This window comes from Limnoglobus sp. (assembly GCF_059499385.1).
Genome location: NZ_JCABYM010000106.1, coordinates 65,134 through 81,079, shown reverse-complemented (window position 1 = coordinate 81,079; position 15,946 = coordinate 65,134). Strand labels below are relative to the sequence as shown.

General features: G+C 67.0%; 12 protein-coding genes. 6 read left to right on the top strand and 6 right to left on the bottom strand.

Features of this window, described 5'->3' with window-relative positions; genetic code table 11:
• Positions 1–161: 161 nt before the first annotated feature.
• Entirely contained in the window at positions 162–1,346 is a 1,185-nt protein-coding gene (locus AC5JJ2_RS18355) for a M24 family metallopeptidase (protein ID WP_495859474.1), read from the top strand.
• On the opposite strand, the gene rarD is transcribed toward AC5JJ2_RS18355, so the two are convergent.
• The 3 genes from rarD to AC5JJ2_RS18340 all read right to left on the bottom strand — a co-directional run bounded on the left by rarD (position 1,300) and on the right by AC5JJ2_RS18340 (position 8,686).
• Complete coding sequence (rarD, locus tag AC5JJ2_RS18350) at positions 1,300–2,247, bottom strand: EamA family transporter RarD (protein ID WP_495859473.1); 948 nt, start codon at positions 2,245–2,247, stop codon at positions 1,300–1,302. The two genes, AC5JJ2_RS18355 and rarD, sit on opposite strands and share 47 nt — an antisense overlap.
• A 157-nt stretch (positions 2,248–2,404) precedes the next feature.
• Positions 2,405–3,487 carry an aromatic ring-hydroxylating oxygenase subunit alpha gene (locus AC5JJ2_RS18345; protein WP_495859472.1) on the bottom strand — a complete coding sequence of 361 codons (1,083 nt, stop codon included), beginning with the start codon at positions 3,485–3,487 and terminating at the stop codon, positions 2,405–2,407.
• A 156-nt stretch (positions 3,488–3,643) separates the two neighbouring features.
• Positions 3,644–8,686 (bottom strand): hypothetical protein, encoded by a 5,043-nt coding sequence (locus tag AC5JJ2_RS18340; protein WP_495859471.1) that lies wholly within the window; start codon positions 8,684–8,686, stop codon positions 3,644–3,646.
• A 113-nt stretch (positions 8,687–8,799) separates the two neighbouring features.
• Between AC5JJ2_RS18340 and AC5JJ2_RS18335 the strand changes: the two genes are divergently transcribed.
• The 3 genes from AC5JJ2_RS18335 to AC5JJ2_RS18325 all read left to right on the top strand — a co-directional run bounded on the left by AC5JJ2_RS18335 (position 8,800) and on the right by AC5JJ2_RS18325 (position 11,405).
• Entirely contained in the window at positions 8,800–9,456 is a 657-nt protein-coding gene (locus tag AC5JJ2_RS18335) for an HD domain-containing protein (protein WP_495859470.1), read from the top strand.
• A gap of 331 nt (positions 9,457–9,787) precedes the next feature.
• Positions 9,788–10,279 carry a hypothetical protein gene (locus tag AC5JJ2_RS18330; RefSeq protein ID WP_495859469.1) on the top strand — a complete coding sequence of 164 codons (492 nt, stop codon included), beginning with the start codon at positions 9,788–9,790 and terminating at the stop codon, positions 10,277–10,279.
• Between the two features lie 544 nt (positions 10,280–10,823).
• Positions 10,824–11,405, top strand: coding sequence for an RNA polymerase sigma factor (locus tag AC5JJ2_RS18325; protein ID WP_495859468.1), 582 nt, complete (start codon positions 10,824–10,826; stop codon positions 11,403–11,405).
• A 55-nt stretch (positions 11,406–11,460) separates the two neighbouring features.
• Here AC5JJ2_RS18325 and AC5JJ2_RS18320 read toward each other — a convergent pair whose 3' ends face one another.
• Genes AC5JJ2_RS18320 through AC5JJ2_RS18310 form a run of 3 tightly spaced genes read right to left on the bottom strand, consistent with a single transcriptional unit; the run spans position 11,461 to position 12,468 of the window.
• The gene (locus tag AC5JJ2_RS18320; protein WP_495859467.1) at positions 11,461–11,733 is read right to left on the bottom strand and encodes a hypothetical protein; all 273 of its coding nucleotides are present in this window, start codon (positions 11,731–11,733) and stop codon (positions 11,461–11,463) included.
• Positions 11,730–11,969, bottom strand: a complete 240-nt coding sequence (locus AC5JJ2_RS18315; protein WP_495859466.1) for a hypothetical protein — start codon at positions 11,967–11,969, stop codon at positions 11,730–11,732. Before AC5JJ2_RS18315 ends, AC5JJ2_RS18320 begins: the two co-directional genes overlap by 4 nt.
• A 46-nt stretch (positions 11,970–12,015) precedes the next feature.
• Positions 12,016–12,468, bottom strand: coding sequence for a hypothetical protein (locus AC5JJ2_RS18310; RefSeq protein ID WP_495859465.1), 453 nt, complete (start codon positions 12,466–12,468; stop codon positions 12,016–12,018).
• A gap of 77 nt (positions 12,469–12,545) precedes the next feature.
• Here AC5JJ2_RS18310 and AC5JJ2_RS18305 point away from each other — a divergent pair, with 77 nt between their 5' ends.
• Positions 12,546–13,763: a TerC family protein gene (locus tag AC5JJ2_RS18305; RefSeq protein WP_495859464.1), complete on the top strand. Its 1,218-nt coding sequence runs from the start codon at positions 12,546–12,548 to the stop codon at positions 13,761–13,763.
• Positions 13,764–13,816: 53 nt separating this feature from the next.
• Positions 13,817–15,808 carry a glycosyltransferase family 2 protein gene (locus tag AC5JJ2_RS18300; protein ID WP_495859463.1) on the top strand — a complete coding sequence of 664 codons (1,992 nt, stop codon included), beginning with the start codon at positions 13,817–13,819 and terminating at the stop codon, positions 15,806–15,808.
• The last annotated feature ends 138 nt before the right edge of the window (positions 15,809–15,946 follow it).

Below are 15,946 nucleotides of genomic sequence, written 5' to 3'. Positions count from 1 at the left end.
TGAAGCCGCAAGCCGAATGGGGTCAGGATTTGGCGAACGGCACGGCGTAAGCGTGCCGGTGGTCCCGCGGGGCCACACAGACCCACACCGGCACGCTTACGCCGTGCCGTTCGCCAAATCCTAAACTATCCGCGTCCCATCACCCCGAACGCAGGTGCGGCATGTTCGATCTCGCAGCGGTTCAACAGGCGATTCGCGCCAACAACTTCGACGGCTGGCTGCTGTACGACTTCCGCGGCCTCAACGTCCTCGCCCAGCGGGTCGTCGGCCTCGCAGAGAAGAAGCTGTCCCGCCGCTGGTTCTACTTCGTCCCCGCGACCGGCGAGCCGCGGAAGCTGGCCCACGCCATCGAACCCGCGTCCCTCGACGCGCTGCCGGGGACGGACAAGACGGTCTACCGCCGGTGGCAGGAACTGGAGGCCGGCGTGCAGCAGCTGCTCGCCGGGGCGAAGACGGTCGCGATGGAATACTCGGCCCGCAACGGTAACCCGTACGTCAGCCGCGTCGATGCCGGGACGGTCGAACTCGTCCGCTCGTTGGGCGTCGAGGTCGTTTCCTCCGGCGACCTGATCCAACAGTTCGAGGCGACGTGGGACGACGAGCAGGAGCGGATGCACTTCGCGGCCGAGAAGGTGACGGCCGCCGCCTACGGCGTGGCCTACCAGTTCATCGCGGACGAAATCCGCGCGAAGGGGCAGACGACGGAAGTGGCGGTGCAGGCCCGAATCATGAAGCACTTCGCGGACCACGGTTGCACGACGTACTCGCCGCCGATCGTCGGCGTCGGCCCGCACAGCGGCGACCCGCACTTCGACACCAGCCCGGCGACCGATTCCCCGATCCGCAAGGGGGACTTCGTGCTGATCGACTTGTGGGCGAAACTCGACCAACCGCGGGCCGTGTACAGCGACCTGACCCGCACCGTCTTCGTCGGCGAGACGGTCCCGGAGAAGTACACGAAAATCTTCAACGTCGTCGCCGCCGCGCGGGACGCCGCCATCGCGAAGGTGAAGGACGCCTTCGCGAAGGACGAAGTCCTCATCGGCTACATGGTGGACAACGCCTGCCGGGACGTGATCGAGAAGGCGGGCTACGGGCAATACTTCACGCACCGGACCGGGCACAACATCGGCCAGGAGGTCCACGGCAACGGGGCGCACATCGACGGGCTGGAAACGAAGGAGGACCGCCGCGTCATGCGGCGGACCTGCTTCAGCGTGGAGCCGGGGATTTACCTGCCGGAGTTCGGCGTGCGGAGCGAGGTGAACGTGTACATCGACGCCGCCGGCGCGGTCCACGTCACCGGCGGAGCGCTACAGACGGCGGTGGATACGATTGCGGTGTAGGGGCCGGCGTCGCCCGCCGCTGCTTCAACTGCCAGATCGCGTCCGCGAGGAAGATCAGGACGGCCACCCACACGCAGACGTACGCGGCCCACTCCTCGCGCGTCGGCGTCTCGCCGAGGGTGAAGATGGCGATCAGCATCTGCGTCGTCGGCGAAATGAACTGGAGGAAGCTCATCGCCACGAGCGGTAGCCGGCGGATCGACATGATGTACGTCAGCAGCGGCGCGACCGTGACGACGCCGCTGAACATGATTAGCCCGTTCAGCCCCCACGATTGATTGAAGTGCCCCTGCGGGCCGAGGTACGCCAGGTACGCGGCCGCGGGCAGGAGCATGACGAGCGACTCGACGGTTAGCCCGGTCAGGCTGTCCACCGGCATCGCCTTCCGGACGAACCCGTACAGGCCGAACGTGATCGGCAAGGAAAACGCCAGCCACGGGAAGTTCCCGGCCGCGGCGAGCGGGACGCACAGCCCGGCCGCGATGATGCCGAGGGCGGGGTAGTGGGCCGGCCGCAGCCGCTCGCCGAGGAACACCGTGCCGAGGAAGGCGTTCACGAGCGGCAGCATGAAGTACCCGAGGCTGCCTTCCGCCACCCGGCCGATGACCGTGGCGTAGATGTAGATGAGCCAGTTGACCGCGAGCAGCGTGGCCGACAAGACCATGAGGGCGAGCAGCTTCCGCGAGCGGAACACGGCGACGACCGGCCGCCACCCGACGACGGCGAGGGTGAGCAGCCCGAGGATCGGGAGCGACCAGACGACCCGGTGGGCGAGGATTTCGACGGCCCCGACGTGGTGTTGTTTGAGCGCCGAGAAGTAGAGCGGGACCATCCCCCACCACAGGTACGCGAACGTCCCCAAGAGGAACCCCGTCCGCGTACTGGCCGAGTCGTCTGACACGTCGTCTCCTTAATCGCGTATCGAATGTCGTCTCGCGGCGGTCTTGTAGGGCGGGTCAAGGCTTTGCGCCGACCCGCCGGGGGACCGCAACCACAGGGAAGATACGTCGAACCGGCTGGGACCGTATCGGCGGGTCGGCGCAAAGCCTTGACCCGCCCTACGAAACCCCCAACCACTTCGCCAGCAGCTGGTGGAAGTGATACCCCGCGTTCTCCCGCTTCACGCTGAACCGGCCGCTGACGAACGTGGAACTTTGCAGCCCGCGCTGCACGTCCTCGCAGATGCCCACGTCCTCGGCCTGCACCCGGTCCGCGACGGCCACGCTCTCGTCCTTGAACGTCGCGTCCGTCTCGGCCGCGAAGTAGAAGTCGAACACCACCCGGCAGCGGTCCGGGCCGAGCGGCAGCACGAGGTTCGTGTCCATCACGCCGGCGTACACGTTCGCCATGAAGTTCGGGAAGACCCACCAGTACGCCGCGAGGTCGCCGGTGCGGGTGCGGCCGGTGTCGCCGTCGGCCGCCTTCAGCGGGCTGCACTGGAGGCTCGTGTTGCCGTGCGTCGTCGTCACGTACTCGCGGTAGTCGAGGACGCCCGCGAGGCCCGGATGCACCGTGTTGACGTGATACCCGCCGTCCAGGTAGTTATCGACGTACACCTTCCAGTTGCACGCCAAGTCGTAAGTCTTCCGCGCGTGCCACGTCAGGTTCGCGAAGCAGTTCCGGGAATCCGCCCAGTCGGGCAACGGACTGAGGAACCGCTTCAGAGGTTCGCGCGGCTCGCCGAGGTGGACCCAAACGAACGGCCCCCACGCCGTAACGGGTATAGCGACGAGGCCGTTCGCGTCTTTCGCGAAATCGCAAACGCCCTCGAACTCCGGCGTGCCGCGGAGGTTCCCGGCGAGGTCGTAGGTCCAGCCGTGGTAGCGGCACCGCAGCTTCGTGGCGTGGCCGCACGGCTCACTCATCACCGGCGCGGCCCGGTGGCGGCAGACGTTGAAGAACGCGCGGAGGATGCCGTCGTCCCCCCGCACGACCAGCACCGGCTCGCCGGCCACGTCCGCGGTGAGGAACCCGCCGATTTCCGCGACCTGCTCCGCGCGGCCGACGCACTGCCAGGAGTTGCCGAAGACGTGCCGCCGCTCGCGGTCGTGGTGGTCGCGGTCGAAGTACCAGGTGTTCGGGATCGTGTGGGCGAGTTCGAGCGGCCGGGCCGGGTCGAACGGCGTGCGGTCGATGGACATGACAGACCTCCATCGACTAGCCTACAAAAACGAAGAATGGCCCGCAGATGACGCGGACTTCGGCGCAGATAAAGAGGATGAAAACCAAGAAGAGATTTGGCTTTATCCGGTTTTCATCTGCGTCCGAAGGTCTGCGTCATCTGCGGGCCATTCTGATTACTTCTTCTCCGCGATCTGCTCGAAGTACAGCTTGATGACCCGCGCGTAGTCCTCGCCGTACTTCGCCTGCAGGTCCTGGATGATCTTCGACTTCACGTCGCCGGGCAGGTCGCCCCACGGCTTGCCGAGGTACTGCTGCACGTCCTTCGGCAGGTCGGACTTCGTCGGGGCCTCCTGGCCGGACCCGTCGTTGTTCATCGGGTTCGACGCGCTGCCGTTCTTCCCCTTGCCGTCCGGGTCGCCCTCGGCGAGTTGCTTCGCGGCGTCGTTGAGCTTCTGGGCCGCCTTCTCCATCGACTTCTGCGCCTTGTCGTTCTCCTTCTGGCCGAGCTGCTTGCCGGCCTGGTCCATCTGGCCCTCGGCCTCCTTCACGCTCTTCCCGGCCTTCTGCGCGGCCTTGTTCCCCTTCTCCCCCTCGCCGTCCATCGGCTTGCCGCCGCCGGCTTCCTCGGCCTGCTGCTGGGCCTCGCCGAGCTTCTTCTCGGCCTGCTTCCGCGCGTCCTCGGCGTTCTGCTTGCGGCCGGCCTCCTCCTCGCGCTTGGCCCGCTCCATCTGCTTCTGGGCCTCGCGGGCGGCGTCGCCGGCCTTCTTGAGCTTCTCGTTGTCGGCCTTACCGGGTTCCCTCGCCGCGTCGTCGAGCTTCTCGCCGAGTTCGCCGGCCTGCTTCGCGAGGTCGCCCTGTTGCTTCTGCTGCTGGGCCGCGGCCGCGCCGGGGTCGTTGCCCTGCTCGCCGGCCTCCTTGTTCAACTGCTGCTGCCGGTCGGCCAGTTCCTTCGCCTTCTTGCCGGCGGCGTTGTCGCCGTTGGCCTTCGCGACCCGTTCGAGGTTCTGTTGCGCCTTCTCGCCCGCCGCCTTCGCGCGGTCCGGCGACCCGGCCTTCATCTGGTCGGCCGCCTCCTGCGCTTGCTGGGCCGCGTCGTTCGCCGGCTTGCCCGCGCCGCCCTCCTGCTTGCCGGCCTCCTTCGCCAAGTCCTGCGCCTCGTTCGCGAGGTCTTGCTGCTTCTTGGCGTGGTCCTCGACCTTCTTGTTGTCCGTCGGCTGCGGCCCCTTGTCGCCGGCCTCGTTCGCCTTCGCGAGTTCGTTGCGGAGGTCGCGTTCTTGCTTCGCCAGGTCGCGGGCGGCCTGCGCGTCGGCCTTCGACGGCAGCCCGGTCGCGTCCTCGCCGGGGGTCGCGTCCGGGTCGCCGCGGTCGGGTTGCTTCTGCGCGTTCTTCTCGCCCTTCTTCTGCATCTGGTCGGCGAGTTCCCGCATCGCCTCGGCCGCGTCCTTCTGAAGTTTCGGGGCCTTCTCCGGGTTCGGGTCGCGTTGCAACTTCTCCAGGGCGTCCGCCGCCTTCTTCTTCGCCTCCTGCGCGTCGCCGACGCGGGTTTGCTTCAAGTCTTCCGCTTGCCGTTGGAGTTCGTCCTTCGCGGCGTCCGTCTGCTCCGGCGTGGACGGCTTCCCGGCCTGCTGCTTCGCCTTCTCCGCGGCCGCCTCTTGCTGCTTCGCCAATCGCTCGGCGCGCTCGGCGTCCCCTTCCGCGCCGGCCAACTGGTCCGCGAGCCGGTCGAGTTCCTCGGCCGCCTCCTTCGTCTTCTTCTTGAGTTCGTCCGCGTCGTTGCGTTGAAGGGCCTCCTCGGCCTTGCGGACGGCGTCCTTCGCGCGGTTGAGTTGCTCCGCGTCATTCGGGTCGGTCATCTTCGCGAGGTCGTTCTTGAGCGCCCGTTCCTGCTCCTGCAGCCGCTGGAGCTGGTTCGGGTCCGGCTTGCCGTTCGCCTTGTCGGCCGCGTCCGCGATCTCGCGCTGCTGCTTCGCCAGCTCGTCGGCCTTCTGGTCGTTCGGCTTCTGCCCGTCGAGCGCCTGCCGCAGCTGCTCCATCTGCCGCTTCGCCTGTTGCTGGGACGCGCCGGTGTCCTGCGTGCGGCCGTTCTGCAAGTCCTCCGCGGCCCGCATCGCGGCCTCGGCGGTCTTCTCCTTCCGCTTCTCCAGCCCCGGCGTGTCGAGCTGGTCGAGCTTCTCCGCGATTTCCTGCTGCTTCTTCGCGGCGTCGGCCAGCTTCTCGGCCGCCTCCTTCCGCGCCACCTCGTCCGGGGTCTTCTTGTCGAGGCCCTTCGTCTTCTCCTGAATTTCCCGCTGGAGCGCGTCCTGCTCCCGCTGGAGTTTTTGAAGCTCGTCCTTCGCCGCCTTCATCCGCTCCTCGCGGCTCGGCAGCTTGTCCGCGAGCCGGTCGAGCGCCTCGGCGGCGTCCTTCATCTTCTGCTCGGCCTGGGCCGGGTCCTCACCCGCCGCCTTCTTCGCCTCGTCGAGTTTCTGAAGGGCGTCTTCCTTCGCTTGTTTCGCCTCCTCGTTGCCGGGCGGCGTGGTCAGCTTCTCCGTCGCCCGCCGCACGGCGTCCTGCTCCTTCTGCATCTTCTTCTTCAACTCGTCGGACGGCTCCTTCGCGTCCGCCGCCTTCTTGCGGAGTTCGTCCTCCAGCTTCGCGAGCTGCTGTGCCGCCTTCTTCGGGTCCTTGCGGTCGGCGGCGGCCTTCTCCAGCGCGTCGGCGAGCTTGTCGAGTTCCTTCGCCGCTTTCTCTTGCTCCGTCATCGCCTCGACGGCGTTCCCCTTCTCGATCTGCTCGTTCGCCTTGTCGAACGGCTCCTTCGGGAGCTGGTCCGCGCCCGCGACCTTCGCCTCGTCGGCCGTCTTCTTGCGAAGTTGGTCGGCCTTCTCGCCGAGGTCCTTTTGCTTCTTGGCAGTCGCCTCCATCGCCTTCTTCTTCGCGGCGTCGGCCTGGTCCTTGGCGGCCTGCTCCAACCGCCGCTGTTGTTCGGCCAGCTGCTTCGCGTCCTCGGCCAACTCCTTCGCCTGCTCCTTTTGCATCTCCTCGACGGCCTTCTTCAGTTGCGGGTCGTTCTTCAGCAACTCGTCCAGTTCCGCGTTCAGTTCCTGCTGCTTCTTCGCCACGTCGCGGGCGACGCGGTCGTTATTCGGGTTGTTCTTCAACTCCTCGGCCAGCTCCTTCTCCTTGTCCGCGATCTCCTCGAGCTTCCGCTTGTTGAGAAGGTTCTTCGCCACCTCGTCGGCCTTGCCGATCAACTCCCGCAGCTTGTCCTTCGCGCGGTTCAACTCGGCCGCGGCCTCGCGGACGGCCTTGTCCCGCGGCTCCGGGTCGGCCTCGTTCTGCGCCTTGCGGAGCTTGTCGTCCGCCTGCCGCAGCGGGTCCTCCTCGATGTCCTTGATCTCCCGCGCGAACGGCCGGAAGTCCGGCGTCAGCCCCACCTCGCGGGCGAGGTCTTCGAGCTGCCGGGCGGCGTCCTTCTCCTTGTTCTTCGCGTTGTCGAGCGCCGCGATCTGGTCCGGCGTCAGCTGGTCCTTACCGGCCGCGTCCTTCCTCACCTCCTCGACGGCCCGCTGCGCGTCGGCCACGTCCTTCCGCGCGGCCTCCAGCTTCTCCTTGATCTTCTCCGCCTTCGCCAGGATGTCTTGCTCCGCGAGTGGCTTCGCCGAGCGGTCGAGCTTCAGTTCGGACCAGCCCTTTTCGGGGTAAAAGACCTCCTGCGGCGTGGCGTTGAACTCCGGCACGTTGCGGTTGTCCACCGCGCGGATGCGGAACTTCACCACGTCGCCTTCCTTCGCCTTGTCCGCGAGGTCGAACGAGTACCGCCCCTCGGCCCGCTGCGTGCCGATGTCCTTGAGCGTGACCGGCAGCACCCGCTTCGTCGCGGGGTCGTTGTTCAGCTCGAACTGCACCTCGACCTTCTCGACCTTCACGTCGTCGGTGATCGTCAGCTCGACGGGGACCCGCTCGCCGGGCCGCACGTCGCGGGGCTTGTCGCTGACGTTCGTGACCTTCTCGAACTTCGGCGGGGCGTCGATCCGGGCCTTCGTCGCGACGACGACCTCGGTGCGGACGTTCTGCTCGCCGGTGACGACCAGCTTGAGCGTCCCCTCGCCGATCAGCATCCACTCGGCCGTGCCGCCGGTCCGGTCGGCGTTCAGGTTCGCGAAGAACTGGTCGGCCGCGATTTGCGCGTCCGGGTTGGCCGGCTTCCACTCGAACGCCGCGGACCGGGCCGGGCGGTTGAACTTCAGGTCGAACGTCACCCGGCTGTACTGCAGCGCCTCGAACTCGTGCAGCCCTTGCTGCTTCTGCTCCTCGAGGCTGCCGGCCGCGTACTTCGGCGGGGCGACGGTGAACGTCGTGCCGTCCGTCAACTCGACCGCGTCCACGACCGTGACCTTGAACCACTCGCTGCGGACGCCGCCGGCCTCCATGCAGTAGTCGAACCCGTCCTTCACCGTCGGCCGGGTGACGGTGAACGCCGCCTTCTCGTCGCCGGTCATCGGCAGCTTCTTCTCCTCGCCGGCCTCCTCCTTGTAGACGAGGGTTGCGATTTCCGGCAGCGGCGCGTCCGGGCTGAGCCGTTCGAGGAACCCGGTCAGCGTGACGGCGTCGTTCCGCTTCACGATCAGGTCCTTCGACGACACGACGACCTTGAATCCGGTCTCGGCCTTCGCCCCGCCCCACGGCATGAGGAACCGCCGCAACCGCTCGGCCGCGCCGGGGATGAAGAACAGCGGCGACAGGATCGCGGCCGCGACGAGGAACGACAGGAACGCGAGCCGGACGACGGACGCGGTCGGCGCGGCCTTGTGGAAGTTCAGCTTTTTGGCGCGTTGGGCCGTGTCCCGCGCGAGGACTTCGATGAGCGCCTTCGAGCCGTTGCCGGGTTCGGCGTTCTCGCTGAGTTCGACGAGCGTGCTGAGCCGCTCGGACAGGTTCGGGAACTGGTCCTCGATGGCCGCGGCCAGGAGCGGGACCGGGATCGGGCTGCGGATCGGCCGGAGGACGCACCGGCGGAACGCGACCACTTGCAGGACGACCCACCCGACGAGTAACAGCGTGCGGCCCCAGCCGGGGAACTCGAAGTTGGCGTCGAGCAGGACGAGGCCGAGGGCGGACCCGAAGAACGCGAGCGCGAACCAGCTGACGCCGCGGTACAGCCACAGCCGCCGCACTTGTTGCGAGAGTTCGCCGAGCTTCTCCTCGATGGCGTGCGGCAGCTTGACGGCGGACATACGGACCCCTCGGGACGCGGCGGTTCACCTTCAACTATAAATGAAGGTCCTGGGGCCGGGCAAGGAATCGTCGGATGCCGGACCCGCCGTTACAATCCGGAAACACGCCGCCGATGATCTCCCCCGAACGGCTCGACCAGTTGCAAACCCAGTGGGTCCGGTTCGTCGGCGGCCTCGGCGTGAACCCGGCCGCGGCGTACCCCGTCTTCGACCGGCTCGTCGCCGCCCATTCCGAACCGCACCGGCACTACCACAACCTGGAGCACGTCGTCGAGGTGCTGAAGGTGGTCGGCCGCCTCGCGAAGCTGGCCGACGACCCGACGGCGGTGCAGTTTGCCGCGTGGTTCCACGACGCGGTGTACGACCCGACGAGCAAGACGAACGAGGCGGACAGCGCCGAGCTAGCTCGTGTGAACTTGGGGGAACTGGGAATCGTCCCGGAGCTGACCGCGAAGGTCGCGACTCTCATTTTGTTGACGACCCACGCCGCGACTCCCGATTCGCCGGACGCGAACGTCCTGCTGGACGCCGACCTCGCGATCCTCGGCGCGGGGGAGGCCCGTTATCGGCGGTACGCCGACGCGATCCGCCGGGAGTACGCCCACGTCCCGGACGAGGCGTATCGCGCCGGCCGCGCCGCCGTGCTGGAAGGGTTCCTGGCCCGCGACCGCATCTACCGCACGGACGTGCTGTTCCTCGAAGGCGAGGCGACGGCACGGCGGAACCTGGCGGCCGAAATTCAACATCTACGGACGGGCACTTCAACGTAATGACAGCGTGAAACAGGTTCGCGAAAAATCTCGAAGGAAATCGGGAATCCGCGCGAACCTGCCGCGATCCGGGCCTCTCTGATAGGGAACGTCCGGCCGAGGTTCACGTGAAATACACCGAAAATTCCCGCGAAAACGCGGGAATACCGGTTGCTCGGCCGCGTCCAACGGGTATGATCGCTGATTCTTCCCCGTTCGGCGCAAACTTCGGACTTCCGGACGTGTTGGAAGGTAAGTCGTTTCCTTCACCCTAACTGCCTGGACATGCGTAGCTAAACCCAACCCACGGCGGGCCTCGGCCCGCCAAATCGTTCCGTCGGAGGTGTGTGTCATGAACGCCGTGAACCTGATGAACCGCGTGACGAAGACCGTGACGTCCGGCCTCGCCAATACGGCGAAGCGGACGGCGGCCGATCGCGTCGGTACCGGGTTCATGGCGGTCGCCATGCCACTACCGCCGGCGGAGTTCCTGTCTCCGGGACAGTCGTTGTCCCAGCGTCCGCACCACGAACCGCAACCCGGTTCGCGGCAGGAGGAGGTATCCGCCATGCGATATCCGCTGATTGCCGTTGCGGTCGGACGTGTCTCTGGCCCTGTCGTTCGTCGCACCCTGTTCGCCCAATGGGCGAAGCAGGCGAACCAGCTCTCCGGCACGCCGCCGATGGCTGGTACGAACCGGCAGATTCATTCGTGGCCTCACTGTTCGAGAACGCGGATCGGTAGCGACTGCCAATCGCCCGACCGCCGAGCGGACAGGACGGACCGAAAACGCGGCTTAGCCGCGGCACGAATGAGTCGGCCGAGTGCGGCGACCGCGAAGTGAGGTGACGCACGGCTTAATAGCGAACATTTGCTCGAACTTGACGTGCCTCCGACCGGCCCCCGCGGGCGGTCCAAGACGTTCGACCGTGAGCAAGTAGCGCGAAGAAGCTGTGACGTGACCGGCCAGACAGTAACCCTCGACCGATTGCGGTAGGCGTTGCCCGATTGTTCGGGTCATCCGTCGTTGGCGCGTTCCCACGTCGTGGGGCGTCCGCCACCGGCGCGACGCGGACCGGCGGCGCGGAACCGACGAGCCACCCGGCTCAGTCCGTTCCTGTGCGTCGATTCCGCCCGACCCGTCCGACTCGTGCCGTCACCGCCAATTACAACCGCACCCGCCGCGGGGCAAACCGCGCGTGTCGGCCCGACGAGTTCGCACCCGGCCATCTCAGGTGGTCGCGACCGGTGCGTTGTCGGTCCCGCCGCCCGGCCCGCTCGGACCGTTGCGACTCAGCCCCCTCCACTGATCCGGGGCGGCGGTCGCGAATGGTCTGAAAACGCCGGTTCGGTCCTCGAAACGATGGGATCGGGACAGGAACCCAATCATGAGCTGGACGGAAATTACGATCCTGGTGGACAAGGCGAAGACGGGCGACCGGGCGGCCTACGGCGAACTGGTCACGCGGTTCCAGGCGAGCGTGTACGCGATGGCCCTGGCGCGGGTCCGGGACCCGATCGAGGCGCAGGAGCTGGCGCAAGAGGTGTTCGTCCACGCGATGCGGAAGCTGCCGCAACTGCGGGACGCGCGGTGCTTCGCCGGCTGGCTGCGGCGGATCACGGCCCGGATGGCCATCAATCGGCTGACGCGGAAGGGTCCGGTTTTCGGCACGGAGCCGGAGTTCCTGGACGGCGTCGAGGGCGACTTCCGGACGCCGGACGAGCAGCTCGTCCTCTCCGAGGAGAAGGCCGGGCTGCACGCCGGCCTGAAGAAGCTGAAGGACCTGGACCGGGCGACGCTGGAGGCGTTCTACCTGCGGGGCCGGAGCCTGAAGCAGATGGCCCGCGAGTTCGAGACGCCGGTCGGCACGATCAAGCGGCGGCTGCACGTCGCGCGGGCGCGGCTGAAGGACGTGTTGGAAGGCCGCGAGCCGGGCGCGGAAGCCGCCGGCGTGCAGCTGGCGGTGTGATATGAATGAGCAGTAACCCGAACGCCCCGCGACGGAGTCGCGGGGCGTTTTTGTTTCATGGCTCGTCTCTCGGTCGCTTCAAAATCCCGATGTGGAGAACGTAGACCAACCCGCCCGGCTGAATGTCGAACGATACCGCGAACGGCCCGGTGAACCAGAGGCGGCGTGCGTCCGAACCGCGTGACTCGCCCAAGGACCACGCATTTTCTTCGAGTCGCTTATCAATTCGCTTCACGGTCACTTCGAGCGCCCGCTGATCCGCCAGTGGCAACAGCACGTAATAATCGGCGAGTTGATCGAGGGCGGGCGGTTGCCAGATGACGGTCACTTGGAAAGCCCCCGTAACCGTTCCATAACCTGCTCGATCGTATGGCCGCCTTCCATCTTCGAGATGCGGTCTAGCTCCTCGTCCGACGGCCAATCTTCGGGGGCGACCAGCTCTCGGTAGTTCACAACCTTCCGCCCGAGGGCGAGCAGGTTGCCCGCCGCGTCGCGAAATTCGATTTCGCCGTTCGTTGCTAGAATCTGTTCCCGCGTTTCGTCGGCGACGATCACCGTACTCATCGGCTTACCTCCTTCGGTTACTCGCAGTATATCCTCTCAACGCCCGTCACGCATAGCCGTTGGCCGTCCGCGCCAGGTACGCTTCCGCGTCGCCGCCGGCCAAGACGGTGTGGACGTAGGCGTCCCGCTCCCATCCGACGACGTGGAGGTCCCACACGCAGAACGACTCGCCGCCGGCGGCCGGCCGCCACGCCCCGCCGTCCTGCACGAACACCCGCGTCGGCAGCTCGTTCTCGCGGTCCCACCAGCACAGGATGAGATAGTTGAGCGTCCGCGCCTGGTGCAAGATCGCGAACCCGACGCCCGGCCGCTCGCCCGTCACTGCCGGCGACGGCAATTGCCCGCACGCCAGCCGCAGGCCGTCGGCGAACGCCGCGGCGTCGAACGGCACGTCGTCGGCCAGAGTGATCGCGTACTGCTTCAGACGATACCCGCCGATGTCGTGTCGTCCGAGCGACCGGAGCGGCCGCGGGCGGTACGGGACGAATGCCTGAGTCATGTCGTGAAACCTCCCGCCGCTTCCGGCGAAATTCTTACAGTATACCCTCACGCCCCCCCCACCCGGAGTTCCCGCCGATGCGTCGGTTCCGTTCGCTCGCTTACCTCCTCGGCGGGTTCCTCTTCCTCGGCCTGATGCTCACCCGCCCCGCCCGCGGCGAGGGGGAAGCGGCCGCGAAGCCGGACGCAACGATAGGCGTGCCGGTCGTGATCGAGAAGACGGCCGGCGGGAAGGTCGAGGGGAAACTGCCGCCGACGCTGCAACTCAAGACCGACTACGGCACGCTCGACCTGGCGCTCGACAAGGTGAAGACGATTGACTTCGGCGTGGAAGACGGCCACCCGCTCGCGATCGTGGAACTGGCGAATCAGAACCACCTGCACGGCCACCCGACCGCCGACACCATGACGGTGACCGCCGCCGACGGCACGACTCAACAGTTGAAGCTCGCCGACGTGCGGGAGCTGAAGGTCCAGCGGCCGCCGGTCGAGTTGTCGCTCGTCGCCGCCGCCGTCGGGCTGGTCACGCTCGCGCTCATGGAGATCGTCCTCGGCATCGACAACATCATCTTCCTCGCCATCATCGTCGGCCGGCTGCCGAAGGAGCGGCAGCCGCAGGCCCGCAAGATCGGCCTCGCCGCCGCCCTCGGGACCCGCATTCTGCTGCTGTTCTCGCTGTCGTTCCTCCTCGGCTTGACGGCGAAGGTGTTCACCCTGCCGATCCCCGGCATGGCCCCGGACGCCCGCGACATCTCCTGGCGGGACATCATCCTCCTCGCCGGCGGCGCGTTCCTGATCGTGAAGTCGGTGATGGAGATGCACCACAAGTTGAGCGAGGCGAAGGCCCACGAGGAGGGGAAGCCGAAGGCGCAGGCCGTCGCCAGCTTCGCGAAGGTGATCGTCCAGATCGCCATCATCGACATCGTCTTCTCGCTCGACTCCGTCATCACGGCCGTCGGCATGGTCGATTCCCTGCCCGTCATGGTCGCCGCGATGGTCATCGCCATGCTCGTCATGCTCGCGTTCGCCGGGCCGATCTCGAACTTCGTGGACAAGTACCCGACGGTCAAGGTGCTGGCCCTCAGCTTCCTCATCCTAATCGGCGTGCTGCTCGTCGCGGAGGGGTTGGGGCAGCACATCGACAAGGCTTACGTCTACTTCGCGATGGCGTTCGGCGTCGGCGTCGAGATGGTCAACATCTTCCTCCGACCGAAGGGCGTTCCGGAATATATCGTCGGCGAGCGGCACCACCCGGCGAAACACCCGGCGGAATCGAAAACCCACGTTGCCACGTAACCCGTTCGCGTGATACCCTTTCGCGCTTCTCCCCCGTGCGCAAAGGGACGCCGATGGCTGACGTGTCGCCCGTAGACGGATCGTGGGAACTCGACGTCGCCAAGCGGCGGATCGAGCAGCTCGAGGCGGCGCTCATGCGCCGCACGGAGTTGCTCGAGCAGCGGCAGACGGAACTGCACGCGATCAAGTCATCGAAGGCGTTCCGCATCGCGAAGATCGCCCAGAAGTTGCTCGACCGGTTCCTCCCGCTGCACACGAAGCGTCGCGTCGCGGTCAAGTCGTTCGCCCGGAAGTTCGGCCGCCTCCTGGACCGCCGGGTCAACGGCGGCCCGCCGCCGGAGGAGCGCCACCGCGAGGAATGCACCCCGCCGGACGAGTACCAGCGGTGGATCAAGGCGTTCGAGCCGACGGCCGCCGACCTCCAGAAGCAACGGAATCACAAGTTCCCCCGCGCCCCGATCGTCAGCGTCGTCGTGCCGGTGTTCAACCCGCCGGCCGCGTTCCTGGACGCGATGTTGAAGTCGGTGCAGGCACAGACGTACCCGCACTGGCAGCTCTGCCTCGCCGACGCCAGCACCGCCCCACACGTCCGGCCGCTGCTGGAGAAGGCCACCGCGGCCGACCCGCGGGTGAAGGTCCGATTCCTCGAAACCAACGGCGGCATCGTCGGCAACTCGAACGCGGCCCTCGAACTGGCGACCGGCGACTTCGTCGCGCTGCTCGACCACGACGACACGCTCGCCCCGTTCGCCCTGTACGAAATCGCCGAGACGGTCCTCGCGAACCCGACGGCCGACTTCCTCTATTCCGACGAGGACAAGCTCGACTTCGAGGGCAACCGCGTCGAGCCGAACTTCAAGCCGGACTGGTCGCCGGAGACGCTCCGCAGCCGGAACTACATCTGCCACTTGGCTGTGTTGAAACGGACGCTCGTGGACGAGATCGGCGGGTTCCGGGCCGGGTTCGACGGGGCGCAGGACCACGACCTCGTCCTTCGCGCGACGGAACGTGCCCGCAAGATCGTCCACGTCCCGCACGTCCTCTACCACTGGCGGATGCACCGGCAATCGACGGCCGCCGACGCCGGGACGAAGGGGTACGCCCACGCCGCCGGGAAGCGGGCCGTGCAGGAACAACTCGCCCGCCTCGGCGTTGACGGGACGGTCCACGACGGCGCGGTCCCCGGTATGTACCACGTCGTCCACCACCTGCGGACGCAGCCGCTCGTCAGCGTCATCGTGCCGAACAAGGACGCCGCCGAGATGCTCGCCCGGTGCGTCGATTCCCTCGCGAAGTCCAGCTACGCGAACTACGAGTTGCTGATCGTCGAGAACGGCAGCGTCCGGCCGGAGACGTTCGCGTACTACCGGCAGTTGGAGAAGCAGCCGCACGTCCGCATCCTCGAATGGAAGAAGCCGTTCAACTACGCGGCCGTCAACAACTTCGCCGCGGCGCAGGCCCGCGGCGAGTTGCTCCTCTGTTTGAACAACGACATCGAGGCCGTGAACCCGGACTGGCTAGAGCAGATGGTGAAGCTGGGCGTGCAGCCGGGGGTTGGGGCGGTCGGGGCGAAGCTGTACTACGCGGACGACACGATCCAGCACGCCGGCATCGTCGTCGGCATGGGCGGCGTCGCCGGGCACAGCCACCTGAACTTCCCGCGGATGGCCACCGGGCACATGCAACGGCTGCGATTCACCCAGAACGTCGCGGCCGTCACCGGGGCGTGCCTGCTCTGCCCGACGAAGGTGTTCCGCGAGATCGGCGGGTTCGACGAGGGGTTCGTCCTCGCGTTCAACGACGTGGACATCTGCCTGCAAATCCTGCAGAAGGGCTACCGCGTCGTCTGGACGCCGAACGCGGAGCTGTACCACTTCGAGTCGAAGACCCGCGGGTACGAGGACACGCCGGAGAAGCAGGCCCGGTTCCAGCGGGAGATCGACTTGTTCCACATCAAGTGGTCCGCGTTCCTGCGGCACGGCGACCCGTACTACAACCCGCACTACCGGCTCGACCGCGCCGACTTCGCGCTCAAGGTCGCATGACCGACACGGTCGATCAAACCGGCCGGGGTGGACTTGAAGCAATTCGGCCAGAATCCGTCCGTGGAAAATCCCTCCCGCCTTTTGTCCCGTCTGAATGGCATACGGCCCGCGTCCGGTTCGCCGGGCGCAACCGCCACC

Bases quoted from the DNA above. Each gene is read 5' to 3' on its own strand.
- AC5JJ2_RS18305 (WP_495859464.1), top strand. From the start codon at position 12,546: ATGCGTCGGTTCCGTTCGCTCGCTTACCTCCTCGGCGGGTTCCTCTTC.
- AC5JJ2_RS18315 (WP_495859466.1), bottom strand. From the start codon at position 11,969: ATGAGTACGGTGATCGTCGCCGACGAAACGCGGGAACAGATTCTAGCA.
- AC5JJ2_RS18340 (WP_495859471.1), bottom strand. From the start codon at position 8,686: ATGTCCGCCGTCAAGCTGCCGCACGCCATCGAGGAGAAGCTCGGCGAA.
- AC5JJ2_RS18345 (WP_495859472.1), bottom strand. From the start codon at position 3,487: ATGTCCATCGACCGCACGCCGTTCGACCCGGCCCGGCCGCTCGAACTC.
- AC5JJ2_RS18355 (WP_495859474.1), top strand. From the start codon at position 162: ATGTTCGATCTCGCAGCGGTTCAACAGGCGATTCGCGCCAACAACTTC.
- AC5JJ2_RS18310 (WP_495859465.1), bottom strand. From the start codon at position 12,468: ATGACTCAGGCATTCGTCCCGTACCGCCCGCGGCCGCTCCGGTCGCTC.
- AC5JJ2_RS18300 (WP_495859463.1), top strand. From the start codon at position 13,817: ATGGCTGACGTGTCGCCCGTAGACGGATCGTGGGAACTCGACGTCGCC.
- AC5JJ2_RS18335 (WP_495859470.1), top strand. From the start codon at position 8,800: ATGATCTCCCCCGAACGGCTCGACCAGTTGCAAACCCAGTGGGTCCGG.
- AC5JJ2_RS18325 (WP_495859468.1), top strand. From the start codon at position 10,824: ATGAGCTGGACGGAAATTACGATCCTGGTGGACAAGGCGAAGACGGGC.
- AC5JJ2_RS18330 (WP_495859469.1), top strand. From the start codon at position 9,788: ATGAACGCCGTGAACCTGATGAACCGCGTGACGAAGACCGTGACGTCC.